Source organism: Capnocytophaga sp. ARDL2 (assembly GCF_041530365.1).
In the GTDB taxonomy this organism is placed as follows: Bacteria; Bacteroidota; Bacteroidia; order Flavobacteriales; family Flavobacteriaceae; genus Flavobacterium.
In genome coordinates this window covers 2,033,237-2,049,673 of record NZ_CP168034.1, presented here as the reverse complement: position 1 = coordinate 2,049,673, position 16,437 = coordinate 2,033,237, and the positions used below count along the sequence as shown (strand labels likewise).

Genomic DNA, 16,437 nt, shown 5'->3' with positions numbered 1-16,437 from the left:
GCAGGGAAGTCAAATAGTTTTTTTGCAGTTTACAAAAATTACTTCTTTTTCCCTGACATTTTTAGGATTAAGAAACCTAACAAACCTCCGATTGCAGATGCAATGATAATACCCATTTTAGCTTCTTCTGGGAAATCTGGATGTAATTTAGCATCAAATGCCAATTCGGTTACGAATAACGACATTGTAAATCCAATTGAGGCTAAAAATCCTACACCTAAAAGGTTTGACATAGTCATTCCTTCTGGTTTTGGTATCCATCTCAATTTTAAAATCAAAGCTACCAAACCAAACACTCCTAATACTTTTCCTAATAAAAGTCCTAAGGCTACACCGATAGTGATTACACTCAATCCGTTGCTGAAATCTATTTTGATGGCTGCGTTGCATAATGCAAAAACAGGCATTACTACAAAACTTACCAAATGGTGCATACCATGTTCTAATCGATGTGAAGGAGGTAATGCATCTTTTGTGAGAACATTCATTTCTTCTATAAGATGAATCTGCTCTCCTGTCAATTCTGGATTTTTATCGGAAGGGTCAATTGCCATAAATTTGTTTTTCAACTCAGTAAATTTATAGTTGAAATATTTTTCGTTTACACGTGCATTGGCTGGAATTGCAAATGCTGCTAATACTGCTGCAATGGTTGCGTGTACACCCGAAAGTAAAAAGCACAACCAGATTCCACCGATACCTATGATTCCGTAAAAAACAGGGCTTTTGAATCCTAACTTGTTGCATATCAGTAATAATATAAACAATGCAATACCGATTGATAAGAAAGTAAGGTTTAATTCTGAAGTATAAAATAATGCAATAACCAATACGGCTCCTAAATCATCTACAATGGCTAAAGCCGTCAAGAAAACCTTTAATGGCAATGGTACTTTATCTCCTAATAAATACATTACGCCTAATGCAAATGCAATGTCTGTAGCCATAGGGATACCCCAACCGTGAGAAGCATCGGTTCCTCCGTTGAATGCAAGGTAAATCATAGCAGGAAATACCATTCCTCCAATGGCTGCGATAATAGGAAGCATCGCTTTTTTAGGAGAAGCCAATTCTCCATTAGTCAATTCTCTTTTGAGTTCTAAACCTACAACGAAAAAGAAAATAGCCATCAGACCATCATTGATCCAATGATGTAAACTCATTTTTAATTCGTTTCCGTCAAAATTAATTCCTATTTCATGGTGCCATAAATGATGATATGCATCAGCCCACGGCGAATTTGCAAAAAAGATAGCAATTACAGCTGCTACAAATAATACTATTCCACCAGTTGTAGATTTGCTGATGAATGAGTTTACGGGTTTTAATAAAAATTTTTCAACCGGACTAGGTTTGTATAATGATTCCATATATATTATTTTAATATGTGCAAAGATAATTTTTATAATCGAAAAGACCAAAGAAATAAAGAGAGAGTAATACTATAAAAAAAAACTGCTTGTAAATGAACGCAAGCAGTTTTTAGATTGAAAAATCAAATGATTATTTACGACGTAATTCTTTGATTTTAGCTTTTTTACCAGTAAGTTCTCTAAAGTAGAAGATTCTCGCTCTACGAACTTTACCTCTTTGGTTAACTTCAATTTTTTGTAAAGCTGGCATGTTGATAGGGAAGATACGCTCTACACCTACGTTTCCTGACATTTTACGAATTGTAAATGTTTCAGAAGTTCCAGCTCCTCTTCTTTGGATAACAACACCTTTAAAGAACTGAGTTCTAGTTTTGTCACCCTCTTTAATTTCGTAATACACAGTGATTGTGTCTCCTGATTTGAATTCAGGGAAATCTTTTTTTGTTACAAATTCGTCTTGTACGAATTTTACTAAATCTAAAGACATTTTATAAAAATTTATTAATTAACCTCGAACCAACATACACGTACCTCGCCAGAGGTTGATTCAAATATTTTGCAAAAATAATAAAAAAAATATTTTTGACAAATGTTTATATAAAAAAAAACTGTTGAATATTTTCAACAGTTTTGTGGGGAGAGCAGGATTCGAACCTGCGAAGGTTTCCCAACGGATTTACAGTCCGTCCTCGTTGGCCGCTTGAGTATCTCCCCAGCCTATTTTTTGCGGAGAAAGAGGGATTCGAACCCCCGGACCTGTTACAGTCAACGGTTTTCAAGACCGCCGCATTCGACCACTCTGCCATTTCTCCAGTCGATATGATATCTTACTTAGCAAATGCCTTTCTGAATTATCGTGGTGCAAAAGTATAATACTTTTTTTAATCTTCCAAATAATTTTTAATAAAAAATCGAATTATTTTTTAAACTATTGAATTTCAATTGCGAATTTTTGAATAAAAGAAAACATTTTTTAGAGTAAAATGCAATTAGAACAGATATACGTTAATATTTTACATATTCCGTAATTTCCAAACCGTAACCTACGATTCCTACGCGTTTGCTTTGCCAAGAATTAGTCATCAATTTGATTTTAGAAATATTCAATTCGTGTAAAATCTGTGCCCCAATTCCAAAATCTTTACTGTCTATTGCCACTTTTGGTGGTGCAATGATTTCATTTGGTTGTTCTACTTGTAGATTTTTCAATTCTTCTAAGCGTTTGAGCAATCCAATGGTTGGATTTTCTTGATTGATGAAAACAATCGCTCCTCTGCCTTCGTTTTCAATGGCACTAAACATTGCGTTTAATTTTTCATCCGCAGATTGATTTGCCAATAAATCTAAAATGTCGTTGTTGGCATTCGTTGAGCTGATACGAGTCAAAACCGATTCGCCTGTATTCCATGTTCCCTTGGTTAGAGCAATGTGCATCTGTTGATTATCAATTTGTTGATAGGCTTTTAATCGGTATAAGCCAAATTTTGTCTGAATGTCAAAATCCAATTTCTTTTGAATCAAACTGTCGTGTTTCATTCGGTAGGCTACCAAATCCTCGATAGAAATCAATTTCATATCAAATTTTTTAGCCACTTCCACCAATTGTGGCAAGCGAGCCATTGTACCATCTTCGTTTAGAATTTCAACCAAAATTCCCGCTGGGTTTAAACCTGCTAAACGAGCCAAATCCACCGATGCTTCGGTGTGTCCTGTTCTACGCAATACGCCTCCTTCTTTGGCAATCAAAGGGAAAATGTGCCCAGGGCGACCCAAATCTTCTGGTTTGGTTTCGTCTTTGGTCAATGCCTCGATGGTTTTTGCTCGGTCGTAAGTAGAAATTCCCGTTGTACACCCATGACCAATCAAGTCGATAGAAACTGTAAAAGCTGTTTGGTGCAATACTGTATTGTTGTGAACCATAGGTTGCAAGTCCAACTCTTCGCAGCGTTTTTGCGTGAGTGGAGCACAAATCAATCCGCGTCCGTGCGTTGCCATAAAATTGATCATTTCTGGAGTAACTTTTTCAGCTGCAGCTACAAAATCTCCTTCATTTTCACGGTCTTCGTCGTCCACTACGATGATGATTTTCCCATTGCGAATATCTTCAATGGCTTCTTCTATGGTATTTAATTTTATTTCAGACATCTTTTTGTTTTTTTAATTTCTTAATGTGTTTTTTGATAAATTGTGTAACAGGGTAGAGGGTGTTGTCCAAACTGTTGATTCCTCTATCTTTTGCTGCTTTATAGGTGTTAAAAAACGCCAAAGGTAACAAAATTAATGTAGAAAGCCACGCTCCTAAGAAGGGATTCATTCCATTTTCTTGAGCTACTTTTCTTCCAAAGGTATTGATGAAATGGAAAATGATAAAAATCAAAATAGCTAAAATCATAGGCAATCCCACACCACCTTTTCTAATAATAGCTCCTAAAGGTGCTCCGATAAAAAACATAAGAATGCAAGAAAAAGCTATGACAAATTTTTCGTTGAAAATAATCCAATGTCTGTTGATGTTTTTTTGCAATTCGTCGGTATATACTGTATTGTTTTGCAAAGAGGAAAACATACTTTCAGTGGTTGAAAGTGCATTTCGTAAAATATTTGCTTTTTCTCTTGGTTTGTATAAATCCAATCGATTAGAAAGTGTATCTTGTACTTCTACAATTTCTCGTTTTGAATATTTTCTAAACAACATCGAATTATTGTTTACAATAAAAGATTCTTCTTCATTTGATTTTTCAATTTTTAAAGAATCAATTGTTTTTACTAATTGGTTGATATTCATCATTTTTGCAGTATTGTTAATTTCTTCCAATTCTTGCTTGTTGTTTAGTTTTGACAAGTCCACATTGATGGTATAAGTGTCAAAAGTTGCTTTTGCATGAGGATAAATCCTGTTAGAATATGATTTCTCCTTTACATCTTCATAATAGGTACCATTGAGCAATTTCAATTTCAAAAGCTGAATGTTTTCGTAGGTTGTAATCACTCCACTGTCTGCTTTGATAACGGTAGAGTTGGTCATACCATTATCGTTTTTGAGATGCATGGTTACTTGATCGAGGTATTGTCCTCTATCGCCGGTTTTCTTTTCCACGCGAATGTTCATATTACCCACATCGTTGAAAAGACCTGCAGTAATAGCCATGGCAGGTTTGGTATGAATGATTTCTTGTTTGATGTTTTGAGATTTGAATTCTGCCCTCGGAGCTACATTATTAGTAAACCAAAATGAAAGAATACTAAGACCTATCATCATAAAAAACAATGGTCTTAAAGCTCTTTGAAGTGAAACACCAGCTGATTTCATTGCGGCAAATTCATAATGTTCTGAGAGTTCTCCAAAACTCATGATAGAAGCCAAAAGTACCGTCAATGGCAATACCATTGGAATCATATTGGGAGAATAGTAAAAAAGGAATTGTACGATGATCCAACCGTCCAAATCCTTTCCTGCAAATTCACCGACAAACAACCATACCGCCTGTAAAATAAAAATGAAATACAGGATGCCAAAGACCGATAAGAAAATTTTGGTGAATGTTTTTAAAATGTATTTATCTATGATTTTCACAAGGAAACATTTTATTAATTAATAAAACATAGGAGGTGATGTTTAATGCCCTTAAAGAAACATAATTTTGTTTGAATGCCAATTTTCAATCCATTCAGTATGCGTGATGATGTCTTTGTTCATTTATGTAATGTATGTTTAAAGGGAGAAAAATCTCCCTCTTTAATTTCTATTTACTCTTTACTGCTTTCTAATTACTCACAAATCAATCTATTTCATTAAAGAAATAACTGCTATAAGCCGATTTGTTGAATGTAAAATGTGTTTTTGAAAATTTTGGATAAACATTAAACGATTGAATGGTTAAAGTAGTTTTAGTTCCATTTTTCAACACATCTGTTTTTTTGTACAACTGTTTATTTTGTGTATCAATACCTAAAACAATTTCTTTAAAGGCGTTGTTTTTATCCGTTGGAACGAGTTTTATGTATTGAATATTGCGTTTGTTTTCCGTTTTTTTAGTATCCATTGTATAGGTAAACCCTTTTTGATACATGGTCAAGAGATTTGCCAAATTGTAATCACTTGCTGCTTTGCTTTTTGAAATAGTTACTTCTTCATCTGATGGGCTAATATGATAGGTTTTGTTTCCGTCGTACAATTGCGTAATTCCCATCAATTTGATAACATATTTCTGATTGTCCACATCGAGTGAACCGTTGTGATTTTTCCCATTGATAGAAACTGAAAAATTTGCCGAAAATTTTGGTTGTTTTTTGATGGTTTCGATTGCCTCGTCCAATAATTTTTTAGCATTGTTTTGAGCAAATGAAAGGGTTGTTGTCGCTAATAATGCAAATAATAAGATGATTTTTTTCATAGTTGTTGTGTTATTCATTATCTAAAAAACTCTGCAAACTCGTCAAATCTGTAAAGTTTACAGTTCTTGCTTTACTTCCTTCAAAAGGTCCTACAATTCCTGCTGCTTCTAATTGATCAATCAATCGACCGGCACGGTTGTAGCCCAATTTTAGTTTTCGTTGCAAGAGCGAAGCCGAACCTTGCTGATTAGTTACAACGATTTCGGCTGCTTCTCTGAATAGACTGTCGCGTTCGGATATATCAATATCAAGAGCTGTGCCACTCTCTTCTCCTACATATTCTGGTAATAAATATGCATCTGAGTATGCCTTTTGCGAACCAATAAACTCTGTGATTTTTTCTACTTCTGGTGTGTCAACAAAGGCACATTGCACACGAATCATATCGTTTCCTTGAGTGTAAAGCAAGTCTCCACGACCTATCAATTGGTCAGCACCTGGTCCATCCAAAATAGTTCTTGAGTCGATTTTTGAAGATACTCTAAACGCTATTCTCGCAGGGAAATTGGCTTTGATGATACCCGTTATTACATTTACCGATGGTCTTTGCGTAGCGATAATCAAGTGAATACCAATTGCACGAGCCAACTGTGCCAATCGTGCGATTGGAGTTTCTACTTCTTTTCCTGCGGTCATAATCAAGTCGGCAAACTCATCGACTACCAATACGATGTATGGCAAAAATCTATGTCCATTGTTTGGGTTGAGCTTTCTCTGTTTGAATTTTTGGTTGTATTCTTTGATGTTACGAACCATAGCGTCTTTCAACAAAGAATAACGGTTGTCCATTTCGATACATAATGAGTTCAAAGTGTTGATTACCTTTGTATTGTCGGTGATGATCGCATCTTCGGTATCTGGTAATTTTGCCAAATAGTGTCGTTCGATTTTGTTAAACAAGGTCAATTCTACTTTTTTCGGGTCAACCAAAACGAATTTTACTTCCGCTGGATGTTTTTTGTACAAAAGCGAAGTTAATACAGCATTCAATCCGACAGATTTACCTTGTCCCGTAGCACCCGCCATCAACAAGTGAGGCATTTTTGCTAAATCCACTACAAAAGTTTCGTTGGAAATGGTTTTACCTAATGCGATAGGCAATTCCATTTCGGCATTTTGGAATTTTGGTGAAGTAATCAAACTACGCATAGATACAACAGTAGGTTGCGTATTAGGTACCTCGATACCAATCGTACCTTTTCCAGGAATAGGAGCAATGATACGGATACCCAATGCAGCCAATGACAAGGCGATATCGTCTTCCAAACTCTTTATTTTGGAAATACGAACTCCTGCTTCCGGTATGATTTCATACAGCGTTACAGTAGGTCCTACCGTTGCTTTGATTTTATCAATTCCGATTTTGTAGTTGTTGAGTGTTTTTACGATTTGGTTTTTATTTTCTTCCAATTCGGCTTGGTTGATGGTAATTCCTCCTGAGGAATGTTCTATTAACAATTCTGGTGTAGGAAATTTGAAGTTGGCCAAATCCAAAGTAGGGTCAAATTCTCCAAAATCTTCAACCAATTTTGCAGCCAAATTTTCTTCAATAACAGGTTCTTCCACTGCTTGTTCTACAATGAAATCGTCTGTTTCTATGATTGGAGTAGTGTTTTCAACTGAAGTATTTTCGATAGAAATTGAAGTAGATATTGGTTCTTTTTCTTCTACTTTTGTTTCTATTGGTGCAAATTCTACTTGGTCAAAAGCTGGAGTATCAACAATAAATGGTTGTTCAACTTTTTGAGGAGTAGTAGATGGTTTTTCTGCAACAATTTCACCTTCTTTTACCATCCTCTCTTGACTTTCTTTGAAGATTTCTTTTGATGTAGCAATTGTCTGATTGATTTTTTCTTTGCTACTATCTACAATGGATGTAAATTTTGCTGGTGAAAGTTTGATTCTGAAAACCAAGAAAAATACTACTAAAAACATTACTAAGAACAGTGTTCCGATTTTTCCAATGTAATGTTCCAAAAACAAATATATTTCATGACCAGTAACTCCGCCTAAATAAGGATAATTTTTTCCAAAAGTACCCAAAGAAATTGTCAAAGTAAATAAAGCAAATAAATCCCAAAACAACCAGGCACGCAATTTAGAAGTACTCATTTTATCAGCAAACCAAAAACCAAAGGCTGCGAATATTTTCACAAAAAGAAATGAGGCGATTCCAAACCCTTTAAAGATAAAAGTATGTGATAGATAGGCACCGATTTTGCCTAACCAATTTTCGGTAGTAACCTCACGGTCATTGAATGAATCAATAGTAGTTTGGTCATATTCTCCTGTAAAGAAATACGAAGTAAAACTCAGCAAAAAAGCAATAGAGGTGAGCATACAGATAGCACTAATGCTAAAAAGTATGCGTTTTTTGTTGTTTACTTTTTCAGTAGATGGAGTTGTTTTTTTATCTGTAGATTTTTTATTACTCATAATTGATTAAGCGAAAAATTTTGGTAAATAGATAAAACACAATACGATAAAAGTGGTCAATGCAGCAAAGGTAACGGCACCCGCTGCAATGTCTTTGATTTTTCCGATGTGTTTGTGATATTCAGGATGAATAAAATTTGCAATTTCTTCGATAGCGGTATTAAGGCTTTCGGCAGTAAAAATCAACCCAAAGGCAAGGATTTTTGCCATCCATTCATAAGGAGAAATTTGTAGATAGATTCCCAATCCCACACAAGCCAGCAACACAAAAAACTGTGCTCTGACGCTATGTTCGGTGGTAATCAAGATAAAAAAACCTTTGAAAGCATACTTGATGCTTTTTATTCTACCAATAAAAAAACCGTCTTTGGATTGCATGAATTTTTACTAAAAAATTGAAACAACAAAATTAGTAAAATTGTTTGATATTTTGAATACATGTTGATAAATAAAAAAAGACCATTTGAGAAAATCAAATGGTCTTTTGTCTGCAAAATTACTTCAAATTAAAACTTAACATTTGTACCAACTGACACAAAGAATGGCATTCCTGGTCTGTATCCTGCAGGGTTGAGTGATGCTAAGTATTTTTTGTCCAACAAGTTTTGTGCAGTAACAAAGAAGTTGGCTTTTGACGAAACTTGGTATCTCGCTACAGCGTCAACCAACAATACACTTGGCACCAAATCTTTTTCTGCTATTGCTCCTTGTCCTACTTTGTTTCTCACATCTCCTCTGTATCGCCAGATAGTTCCAAAAGTAAAGTCTTTGTAGTTTGCTGTTGCCTCTACTGTTAACATGTGTTTTGGAATAAATGGCAAGGCATCACCTTTTAATGTATTTCCGTAAGTGGTTGAATTAAAGTCTTTTTTGAATGACGAATCAAAATATGTATAATTTACACTGATAGGGAAATTGATTTCGCTGTTTTTACCATTGATGGTGTATTTTCCATACAATTCGATTCCTTTTACCAGCACTTCTCCTGCGTTGAACAAATCTCCTTGACCTGTATTTCCTCCAACTGCATTGGTATCAGCACCCAAAATATTGCTGTAATTGTTGATATAAGCACTTGCCTCAGCATCCCAAAATTCGTTTTTGTAACGAGTACCCAATTCGTAATTCCAGCTACTTTCTGCTTTTTGTCCTTCGTTGATTCCCGGAGGTGCAAAACCTTTGTGGATACTTGCAAACACTGAACCTTCGTCACTATAGTTGTACAATGCCGAAAATCCAGGAATGATTACATCTACTTTGTGTGATTTTTCTTTGGCATTAGCACCCGTACGCTTTGGGTCTGTTTTTCCAAAGTCTTTCTGTTTCATCGAAATATTTTCGTATCTCAATCCTCCTGTCAATACCCATTTGTCTAAAGTGTGTTGGTATTGTACATACGATGCTGATGCGTTTGCATTTGAAATTCTGTTTGAATGACTTCCTCCTTCACCTTTTTTGTTCAATGATATTCCCAAGGCTTTAGTAGAGTAGGTGTCGTCCCATTGGAAACGGTCTTCTTCCTCTCTGTGATAGCGTGTACCAAAACGCAATTTACCGTTGTCTGTCAATTGGTAATTACCATTCAACTGGATACCTTGCGAATAGTACAAACGGTTGTTGTTGCGGATATACAATGTGTTTTTTCCTTCATATTCACCTTTCAAAACGGCAATTTCGTCGGTAGCATTGTCATAAGTTAGCAATTTGCTCAATCCGATTTTGTCTCCGTCTTCTACTTTTATGTCGTTTAATTTGTGCCAGTTACGTTTAAAGTCGTTGTGGTACACATCCAAGTTCAAAGACAATTTTTCCGCAGGTTTGATTTCGTACGACAACACATATTGTCTATGATGGTTTTTCATATAATCCAATTCTGAAGCGATGTAGCGTTGGTACGGATCTTTGTTGAAGTCTTCTTTTGTAAGACCTAAATAAGTTTCGTTGTCCAATTGCGAAGAAGTTTGCAATTTGAACTGCAATTTGTTTGGAATTTCAGCATCCGAATTGTCGTACAATAATTTGATTACTCCGTCGTTGGTGTTAAATCCTGTGTTTTTATTCCCAGGCAATGTTTTAAAGCCAGCAGACGAACCATTGAAATACTCTACCAAGTATCCAAATTTTCCAATACGATCACCAACATTTACTAACAAGTTTTTTGTATCAAAACTACCATATCCAAGGTTGATTGTTCCTCCAAAAGAGTTAGGAACTTGAGTAGAAATCAAATTTACGCTTCCTCCCACAGTATTTCGCCGTAAAGGATTTGACCACTACTTTTTAGCACTTCCACTCCCGCCATTCTACCCATTGTTGGGAAGTAATACGCTGCTGGAGCCAGATATGGAGCTGGAGCAGCCAAGATTCCATCTTCCATCAAGTTGATAGATGAACTACGATATGACGATGCACCTCTCAAAATGATGTTCGGACGCAAACCAAAACCGTCCTCTTCGATTACAGATATACCATTTTTTCCCATCAAAACACGATTTGGATCCGTGTAATTGTATTTTCTCAATTCTTTTGTATTGATGTAAAAGTTTGATGAAGCCTTTTCATTCATGTCTTTTTCAGGAAAGATAAATTGCGAATAAATCACAATTTCTTCCAATTCTTCATGATTTTTTTCCTCTTTTTCTTGTGTTTGTGCATTTGCAGCAATTGCTCCCATGAGCATAAGTCCTAAAATGTACTTGTTTTTCATTTTATCTTCTTATTTAATAAAAGTTTTTAATTAAAATTTATTTTTACTTATATATTGTGTTTATTTGTTAGATTTATGTGAAAGAACTATAGGTTTCTAACAAAAATTTTGGCAAAAGTAACTATATTATTTTAATTATTCTAAATAATATAAAATTATTTTTACTAAATAAATTTAATATATTGAAAGAGAATTAGTTTTAGTATAAATAAATTACAGTTTATTATACAGTCAAACGTCCGAAATACAATTTTTGATAAAATGTTTGTAGGAAATTTTTACATTTGCTAAAATAAAAAAACTATTAGCTTACATCAAAAAATGAATTATACAGAAACGGTACAATGGATGTTTTTACAATTGCCTATTTATCAATCAATTGGAATGAATGCTCATACAAAAAAAATGGATAATTCTTGGGCATTTGCAGCATATTTAGATCATCCACAAGAAAAATTCAAGAGCATACACATAGGCGGAACCAATGGTAAAGGTTCAACTTCGTCTATGATTGCAGCTATTTTGCAAGAAGCTGGATACAAAGTAGGATTATATACGTCTCCACATTTGAAAGATTACCGCGAACGAATAAAAATCAATGGGATACCAATTTCTGAGCAATTTGTTGTTGATTTTGTAGAGAAACATCAATCATTTATGGTTGCCCAAAAGTTGAGCTTTTTTGAAATGACTGTTGGTTTGGCTTTTGACTATTTTGCTAAAGAACATGTGGACGTTGCGGTTATCGAAGTGGGATTGGGTGGAAGATTGGATTCTACTAATATCATTACTCCATTGGTGTCGGTAATTACCAATATTGGAAAAGACCATCAAGCGATTTTGGGTGAAACGATAGAGGAAATTGCTACTGAAAAAGCTGGGATTATCAAAGCAAATGTTCCTGCCGTAATCGGTGTTTCTGACCCTCAAACAGAAGATGTTTTTAGAAAAAAAGCTAATGAAGTAGAAACAACGATTGTTTTTGCTGATACTGTCAAATTTGATGAAAATTACACTTCAGATTTGAAAGGAAATTATCAAAAACACAATATCCAAACAGCAAGAGTTGCAGTCGAATTGTTGAAAAAGCATTTTAACATTACAGAGCAACACATTCAGACTGCTTTGCAAAAAGTAGTAGCTTTGACAGGGCTATTAGGGAGATGGCACCAGCTCAACGAGCGACCTTTGATTATTGCAGATACTGCTCACAACGAACACGGATTGAAAGAAGTAATTCCTCAGATTTTGGAACAGATCTACGAAAAATTGTACATTGTTATAGGAATGGTCAATGACAAAGATGTGGACAAAATCATCGATTTGTTTCCTCAGGATGCAATATATTTGGTTTCAAAACCCAATGTACCTCGTGGATTGGAAGCTCAGATTTTGTATCATAAATTAAAGGAAAAGGGTAGGGAAGTACACGCTTTTGAAAGTATCGCTCAAGCCTTGGAAATTGCCAAAAAATATGCGACTGTCAACGATATGATTTATGTAGGTGGTAGCACCTTTGTTGTTGCGGAAATAGTTTAAAATAATATCGCCTCGTAGAATTGAACCTATGAGGCGATATTTTTATTGTTTTGGTTTTGAAATCAGATACAAACCGATGAAAGTAACCAATCCGTTGATGACGATGATTTCGTTGTCAAAGGCATATCCCGTCAAAGATTGTGAATTGTAGCTAATCCAAAGACAAATCAATGGAGCCGCAATGCATATAAAAGGAACGATTTTGTCAATTACTTGTCTGTTTTTTACAAATATCCCAAAGGCAAATAATCCCAATAATGGTCCGTAAGTATATGAGGCTACCTTGAAAATCATACTTACTACAGAGGCATCATTGATGCTATTGAAAATCACTATAATGGCAAATAATACAAAGCAAAATGCCAAGTGAATGAGTTTTCTTGTACGTATGTCTTTTGCATTGTTTTCGTCTTTTCTTTTTTGCATTCCTAAAAAATCTACACAAAACGATGTCGTCAGTGCAGTAATGGCAGAATCAGTGGTTGCAAAAGTTGCTGCGATCAATCCTAAAAGGAAAATCAACGCAGGAAAAAACGAAAAATCATTGAATGCAATATAAGGAAATAACAAATCTGTACGTATATTTCCCATAGCATCTGTTGGGATACCAATATTTTGTTGTTCGGCATACAAATACAACAAGGCACCAACACCCAAAAACAACAAATTGATAATGACAAAAATAGTTGTAAAACTAAACATGTTTTTTTGAGCATCTTTGATATTTGAACAGCTCAAACTCTTTTGCATGATATCCTGATCCAACCCATTGGTAGCAATTGTGATGAATATACCACCAATAAACTGTTTTGAAAAGTGAAATTTATTTTCTATAAAATCTTCCCAGAAAAAGATTTTGCTATATCCACTGTTTTTTACCTTTTCAAAGGCTTCTACCAATGAAAAATTTAGCTGATTACTCACAAAGATAATTGTGAAAACGACAGAGGCTACTATAAAAAACGTCTGAAGAGTGTCTGTGATGACGATGGTTTTCAAACCAGCTTTGTACGTATAGGCATAAATGAGAGCAAGCGAAACTGCCACAGTCGCTACAAAGGGTACATGGAGTTCGTCAAAAACAAAACGTTGCAATACAATCACTACCAAATACAAACGAAAGGCAGACCCAATACTACGACTAATCAAAAAGATTCCCGAAGCCGTTTTATAAGTGTGATTTCCCATTCGATTTTCAAAAAACTCATAAATCGAAGTTAGTTGTAATCTGTAATACAACGGCAACAAAACGGTTGCGGTAATGATAAACCCAACGGCATTTCCCAGTACAAACTGAAAATACTTGAATTGATTTCCTGCGGCAGCTCCTACTTCTCCCGGTACAGAAATAAACGTAACCCCCGATAGAGCAGTCCCAATCATTCCAAAGGCAACCAAATACCATTTAGAATTGCGATTGGCAGAAAAAAACGCTTGATTACTGCTATCTTTTTTCCCTATGAAATGCGAAATAGATATCAAAACTAAAAAGTAAATGATAAATATTGATAAAATGACGGTAGCACTCATGTTGATTATTTTTTAAAGAAATGCAAAAATAGTTAAACTATGTTGAATAATGACAATAAAAATAGAAGATTGGTAGATTTTTGAAAAGATATGTTTATTTTCGCATACAAAATAAAAGAGTACACAATGAACGAAGAGTTAAAAGAAGGTTTTTCAAATCAATTTGGTGAAATGTCAAAGTATGTTGAGGTTTTGTCGATAAAGTTAGTCAATTCTATTCCATCGATTATTGGAGCCTTGATTGCCTTGTTTGTAGGGTTGTTTATCATCCGTATTTTGATGCGTTTTATCAAGCAGCGATTGGAGGCAAGAAATGTTGATGCTTCTTTGAGAGGATTTTTATTATCTGTATTAAAGTTTGTCTTGTATGCAGTATTGCTTTTGTTGGTGGTGCAAAATTTGGGATTGCAAACGTCCGCCATTTTGGGAGCGTTGTCAGGTATTGTCTTGGCGACGGGGTTGGCATTACAAGGTTCACTTTCCAATTTTGCGGGAGGGGTTTTGATTTTATTGTTTCGACCGTTTGAAGTTGGTGATTATATCGAAAACAACTCAGGTACCAGTGGTACAGTTGAAAAAATCGATTTGCTTTATACTACATTGACAACTTTGGAAGGTATCAAAGTATATAGTCCCAATGGTAGTTTAGCAAACTCTGTTATTCAAAATTTTACAAAAATTTCGAGAAGACGTATGGATTTTATTATTGGAATCGGATACGAATCTAATATAAAAGTTGCCAAAGAGGTCATTATAGAAACTGTTTTGCAAAATGATAAGGTGTTGAGAGATGATCCGCCGATTGTGTTTGTAAGCGAATTGGCAGATAGTGCGATAAATCTAAATGTGAGATGTTGGGCATTGAGGGAGGATTATTGGAAAATGTACTTTGAATTAAAAGAAAAAATTAAAGTAGCTCTTGATAAAGAGGGGATTAATATTCCGTATCCACAACGAGATATTCACATTATTAATAAATAAACAAAAAAGACGTTTCGATAGAAACGTCTTTTTTGTTTATGATTCATATTCAAAGCGTACAATACCATCTTGGTCTATGGTAGTCAGTTTGATTTTGTGTAGTGTGTTTACTAATTCTGGATTCCAAGGAGTTTTTACTTTTACATAGTTTTCAGTAAATCCGTGGATGTATCCTTCTTTGTTTTCTCCTTCAAATAATACAGTATGTGAGCTGTTTAATTGACTTTCGTAAAAGGCTCTGCGTTTTTTTACCGATAATCCTCGCAACATTTTACTGCGTTTTGCACGTACATTATTAGGAATCACACCGTCCATTTGTATGGCTTCGGTATTGTCTCTTTCTGAATAGGTAAATACATGAAGATATGAGATGTCTAGCTCGTTTAGAAAATTGTAGGTTTCCAAAAACAATTCGTCTGTTTCGCCAGGAAAACCTACGATTACATCTACACCAATACAAGCATTGGGCATCACTTCACGGATTTTAGAAACTCTATCAGCGTACAATTCACGCAAATAGCGGCGTTTCATTTTCTTTAAAATTTCATTTGACCCTGATTGCAAGGGTATGTGAAAATGCGGTACAAAAGTACGTGATTGAGCTACGAAGTCGATAGTTTCGTTTTTTAAAAGATTGGGTTCGATAGATGAAATACGCAATCGTTCGATACCAGGGATAGTATCGAGGTTTTGTATCAAATCAAAAAAAGTGTGTTCGTGTTTTTTATTTCCAAATTCACCTTTTCCATAGTCGCCCACATTTACACCAGTCAAAACGATTTCTTTGATGCCCTTAGCGGAAATCTCAGCAGCGTTTTTCATTACATTTTCCATCGTATCAGAGCGAGAAATACCACGAGCCAATGGGATAGTACAATAAGTACATTTGTAATCACAACCATCTTGCACTTTCAAAAAAGCACGCGTACGATCGCCGATAGAATAGCTACCTACATAAAAATCAGCCTCTTCGATTTCGCAAGAATGCACTTCACCCATGTCATTTTTCGAAAGGTCGTTGATATAGTCGGTAATTTTAAACTTTTCCGTAGCCCCCAATACCAAATCTACACCGTCAACAGCTGCCAATTCTTCAGGTTTGAGTTGAGCGTAGCATCCAACAGCAGCCACAAAAGCTTTTTCGTTGGTTTTTAGAGCTTTTCGCACGATTTGTTTAAACTGTTTATCGGCGTTTTCCGTTACCGAACAAGTGTTGATGACATAAATATCAGCGGCATCTTCAAAATCTACACGGTCAAAAACTTCGTCAGAAAAACTGCGAGCGATGGTAGAAGTTTCCGAAAAATTCAATTTACATCCCAAGGTGTAAAAGGCTACTTTTTTTCTATTTTCCATGGTGTGATGAAATAGGTCAAATAAAACGTTTAACGTGCAAAGATACGAATATTAGGGGAAATTGAATTTGTAGATAGATTTAATTTTTCTTAAAACAAAACAAGAAGCGGAATTTAATTT

13 protein-coding genes and 2 tRNA genes are annotated in these 16,437 nt (G+C 35.1%); 2 read left to right on the top strand and 13 right to left on the bottom strand.

Annotated elements, in window-relative coordinates:
- Positions 1-38: 38 nt before the first annotated feature.
- From nhaA to AB4865_RS10280, 11 genes are all read right to left on the bottom strand, one after another.
- Complete coding sequence (nhaA, locus tag AB4865_RS10330) at positions 39-1,370, bottom strand: Na+/H+ antiporter NhaA (RefSeq protein WP_372473214.1); 1,332 nt, start codon at positions 1,368-1,370, stop codon at positions 39-41.
- Between the two features lie 133 nt (positions 1,371-1,503).
- Positions 1,504-1,860 (bottom strand): 50S ribosomal protein L19, encoded by a 357-nt coding sequence (gene rplS / locus AB4865_RS10325; protein WP_372473213.1) that lies wholly within the window; start codon positions 1,858-1,860, stop codon positions 1,504-1,506.
- 146 nt (positions 1,861-2,006) lie between these two features.
- Positions 2,007-2,087: transfer RNA gene (locus tag AB4865_RS10320), tRNA-Tyr, on the bottom strand.
- 13 nt (positions 2,088-2,100) lie between these two features.
- Positions 2,101-2,185 (bottom strand) — tRNA-Ser (locus AB4865_RS10315).
- A 193-nt stretch (positions 2,186-2,378) separates the two neighbouring features.
- A complete protein-coding gene (gene ribB, locus AB4865_RS10310; RefSeq protein ID WP_372473212.1) occupies positions 2,379-3,518 on the bottom strand; it encodes a 3,4-dihydroxy-2-butanone-4-phosphate synthase in 1,140 nt (379 codons plus the stop codon).
- A complete protein-coding gene (locus AB4865_RS10305) occupies positions 3,511-4,947 on the bottom strand; it encodes an LptF/LptG family permease (RefSeq protein ID WP_372473211.1) in 1,437 nt (478 codons plus the stop codon). The genes ribB and AB4865_RS10305 overlap by 8 nt, the downstream gene beginning before the upstream one ends.
- Positions 4,948-5,152: 205 nt before the next feature.
- Positions 5,153-5,767 carry an outer membrane lipoprotein carrier protein LolA gene (locus AB4865_RS10300; protein ID WP_372473210.1) on the bottom strand — a complete coding sequence of 205 codons (615 nt, stop codon included), beginning with the start codon at positions 5,765-5,767 and terminating at the stop codon, positions 5,153-5,155.
- A 10-nt stretch (positions 5,768-5,777) separates the two neighbouring features.
- On the bottom strand, positions 5,778-8,204 hold the full coding sequence (locus tag AB4865_RS10295; RefSeq protein WP_372473209.1) for a DNA translocase FtsK 4TM domain-containing protein: 2,427 nt from the start codon (positions 8,202-8,204) through the stop codon (positions 5,778-5,780).
- Positions 8,205-8,210: 6 nt separating this feature from the next.
- Positions 8,211-8,582 (bottom strand): diacylglycerol kinase, encoded by a 372-nt coding sequence (locus AB4865_RS10290; protein ID WP_372473208.1) that lies wholly within the window; start codon positions 8,580-8,582, stop codon positions 8,211-8,213.
- A 128-nt stretch (positions 8,583-8,710) separates the two neighbouring features.
- Complete coding sequence (locus AB4865_RS10285; RefSeq protein ID WP_372473207.1) at positions 8,711-10,450, bottom strand: TonB-dependent receptor family protein; 1,740 nt, start codon at positions 10,448-10,450, stop codon at positions 8,711-8,713.
- Positions 10,435-10,911 carry a TonB-dependent receptor plug domain-containing protein gene (locus AB4865_RS10280; protein WP_372473206.1) on the bottom strand — a complete coding sequence of 159 codons (477 nt, stop codon included), beginning with the start codon at positions 10,909-10,911 and terminating at the stop codon, positions 10,435-10,437. The genes AB4865_RS10285 and AB4865_RS10280 overlap by 16 nt, the downstream gene beginning before the upstream one ends.
- A gap of 321 nt (positions 10,912-11,232) precedes the next feature.
- Between AB4865_RS10280 and AB4865_RS10275 the strand changes: the two genes are divergently transcribed.
- The gene (locus tag AB4865_RS10275; RefSeq protein WP_372473205.1) at positions 11,233-12,450 is read left to right on the top strand and encodes a folylpolyglutamate synthase/dihydrofolate synthase family protein; all 1,218 of its coding nucleotides are present in this window, start codon (positions 11,233-11,235) and stop codon (positions 12,448-12,450) included.
- A 42-nt stretch (positions 12,451-12,492) separates the two neighbouring features.
- Here the strand turns inward: AB4865_RS10275 and AB4865_RS10270 are convergent, their stop codons facing one another.
- Positions 12,493-13,980: a sodium:solute symporter gene (locus AB4865_RS10270; RefSeq protein WP_372473204.1), complete on the bottom strand. Its 1,488-nt coding sequence runs from the start codon at positions 13,978-13,980 to the stop codon at positions 12,493-12,495.
- A gap of 126 nt (positions 13,981-14,106) precedes the next feature.
- Here AB4865_RS10270 and AB4865_RS10265 point away from each other — a divergent pair, with 126 nt between their 5' ends.
- Positions 14,107-14,961, top strand: coding sequence for a mechanosensitive ion channel family protein (locus AB4865_RS10265; protein ID WP_372473203.1), 855 nt, complete (start codon positions 14,107-14,109; stop codon positions 14,959-14,961).
- A 36-nt stretch (positions 14,962-14,997) separates the two neighbouring features.
- Here AB4865_RS10265 and mtaB read toward each other — a convergent pair whose 3' ends face one another.
- Positions 14,998-16,317, bottom strand: a complete 1,320-nt coding sequence (mtaB, locus tag AB4865_RS10260; RefSeq protein WP_372473202.1) for a tRNA (N(6)-L-threonylcarbamoyladenosine(37)-C(2))-methylthiotransferase MtaB — start codon at positions 16,315-16,317, stop codon at positions 14,998-15,000.
- Positions 16,318-16,437 lie beyond the last annotated feature (120 nt).

Excerpts from the sequence above, each read along its gene's own strand:
- nhaA (WP_372473214.1), bottom strand. The coding sequence starts at position 1,370 with ATGGAATCATTATACAAACCTAGTCCGGTTGAAAAATTTTTATTAAAA.
- rplS (WP_372473213.1), bottom strand. The coding sequence starts at position 1,860 with ATGTCTTTAGATTTAGTAAAATTCGTACAAGACGAATTTGTAACAAAA.
- ribB (WP_372473212.1), bottom strand. The coding sequence starts at position 3,518 with ATGTCTGAAATAAAATTAAATACCATAGAAGAAGCCATTGAAGATATT.
- AB4865_RS10300 (WP_372473210.1), bottom strand. The coding sequence starts at position 5,767 with ATGAAAAAAATCATCTTATTATTTGCATTATTAGCGACAACAACCCTT.
- AB4865_RS10295 (WP_372473209.1), bottom strand. The coding sequence starts at position 8,204 with ATGAGTAATAAAAAATCTACAGATAAAAAAACAACTCCATCTACTGAA.
- AB4865_RS10290 (WP_372473208.1), bottom strand. The coding sequence starts at position 8,582 with ATGCAATCCAAAGACGGTTTTTTTATTGGTAGAATAAAAAGCATCAAG.
- AB4865_RS10280 (WP_372473206.1), bottom strand. The coding sequence starts at position 10,911 with ATGAAAAACAAGTACATTTTAGGACTTATGCTCATGGGAGCAATTGCT.
- AB4865_RS10275 (WP_372473205.1), top strand. The coding sequence starts at position 11,233 with ATGAATTATACAGAAACGGTACAATGGATGTTTTTACAATTGCCTATT.
- AB4865_RS10270 (WP_372473204.1), bottom strand. The coding sequence starts at position 13,980 with ATGAGTGCTACCGTCATTTTATCAATATTTATCATTTACTTTTTAGTT.
- AB4865_RS10265 (WP_372473203.1), top strand. The coding sequence starts at position 14,107 with ATGAACGAAGAGTTAAAAGAAGGTTTTTCAAATCAATTTGGTGAAATG.
- mtaB (WP_372473202.1), bottom strand. The coding sequence starts at position 16,317 with ATGGAAAATAGAAAAAAAGTAGCCTTTTACACCTTGGGATGTAAATTG.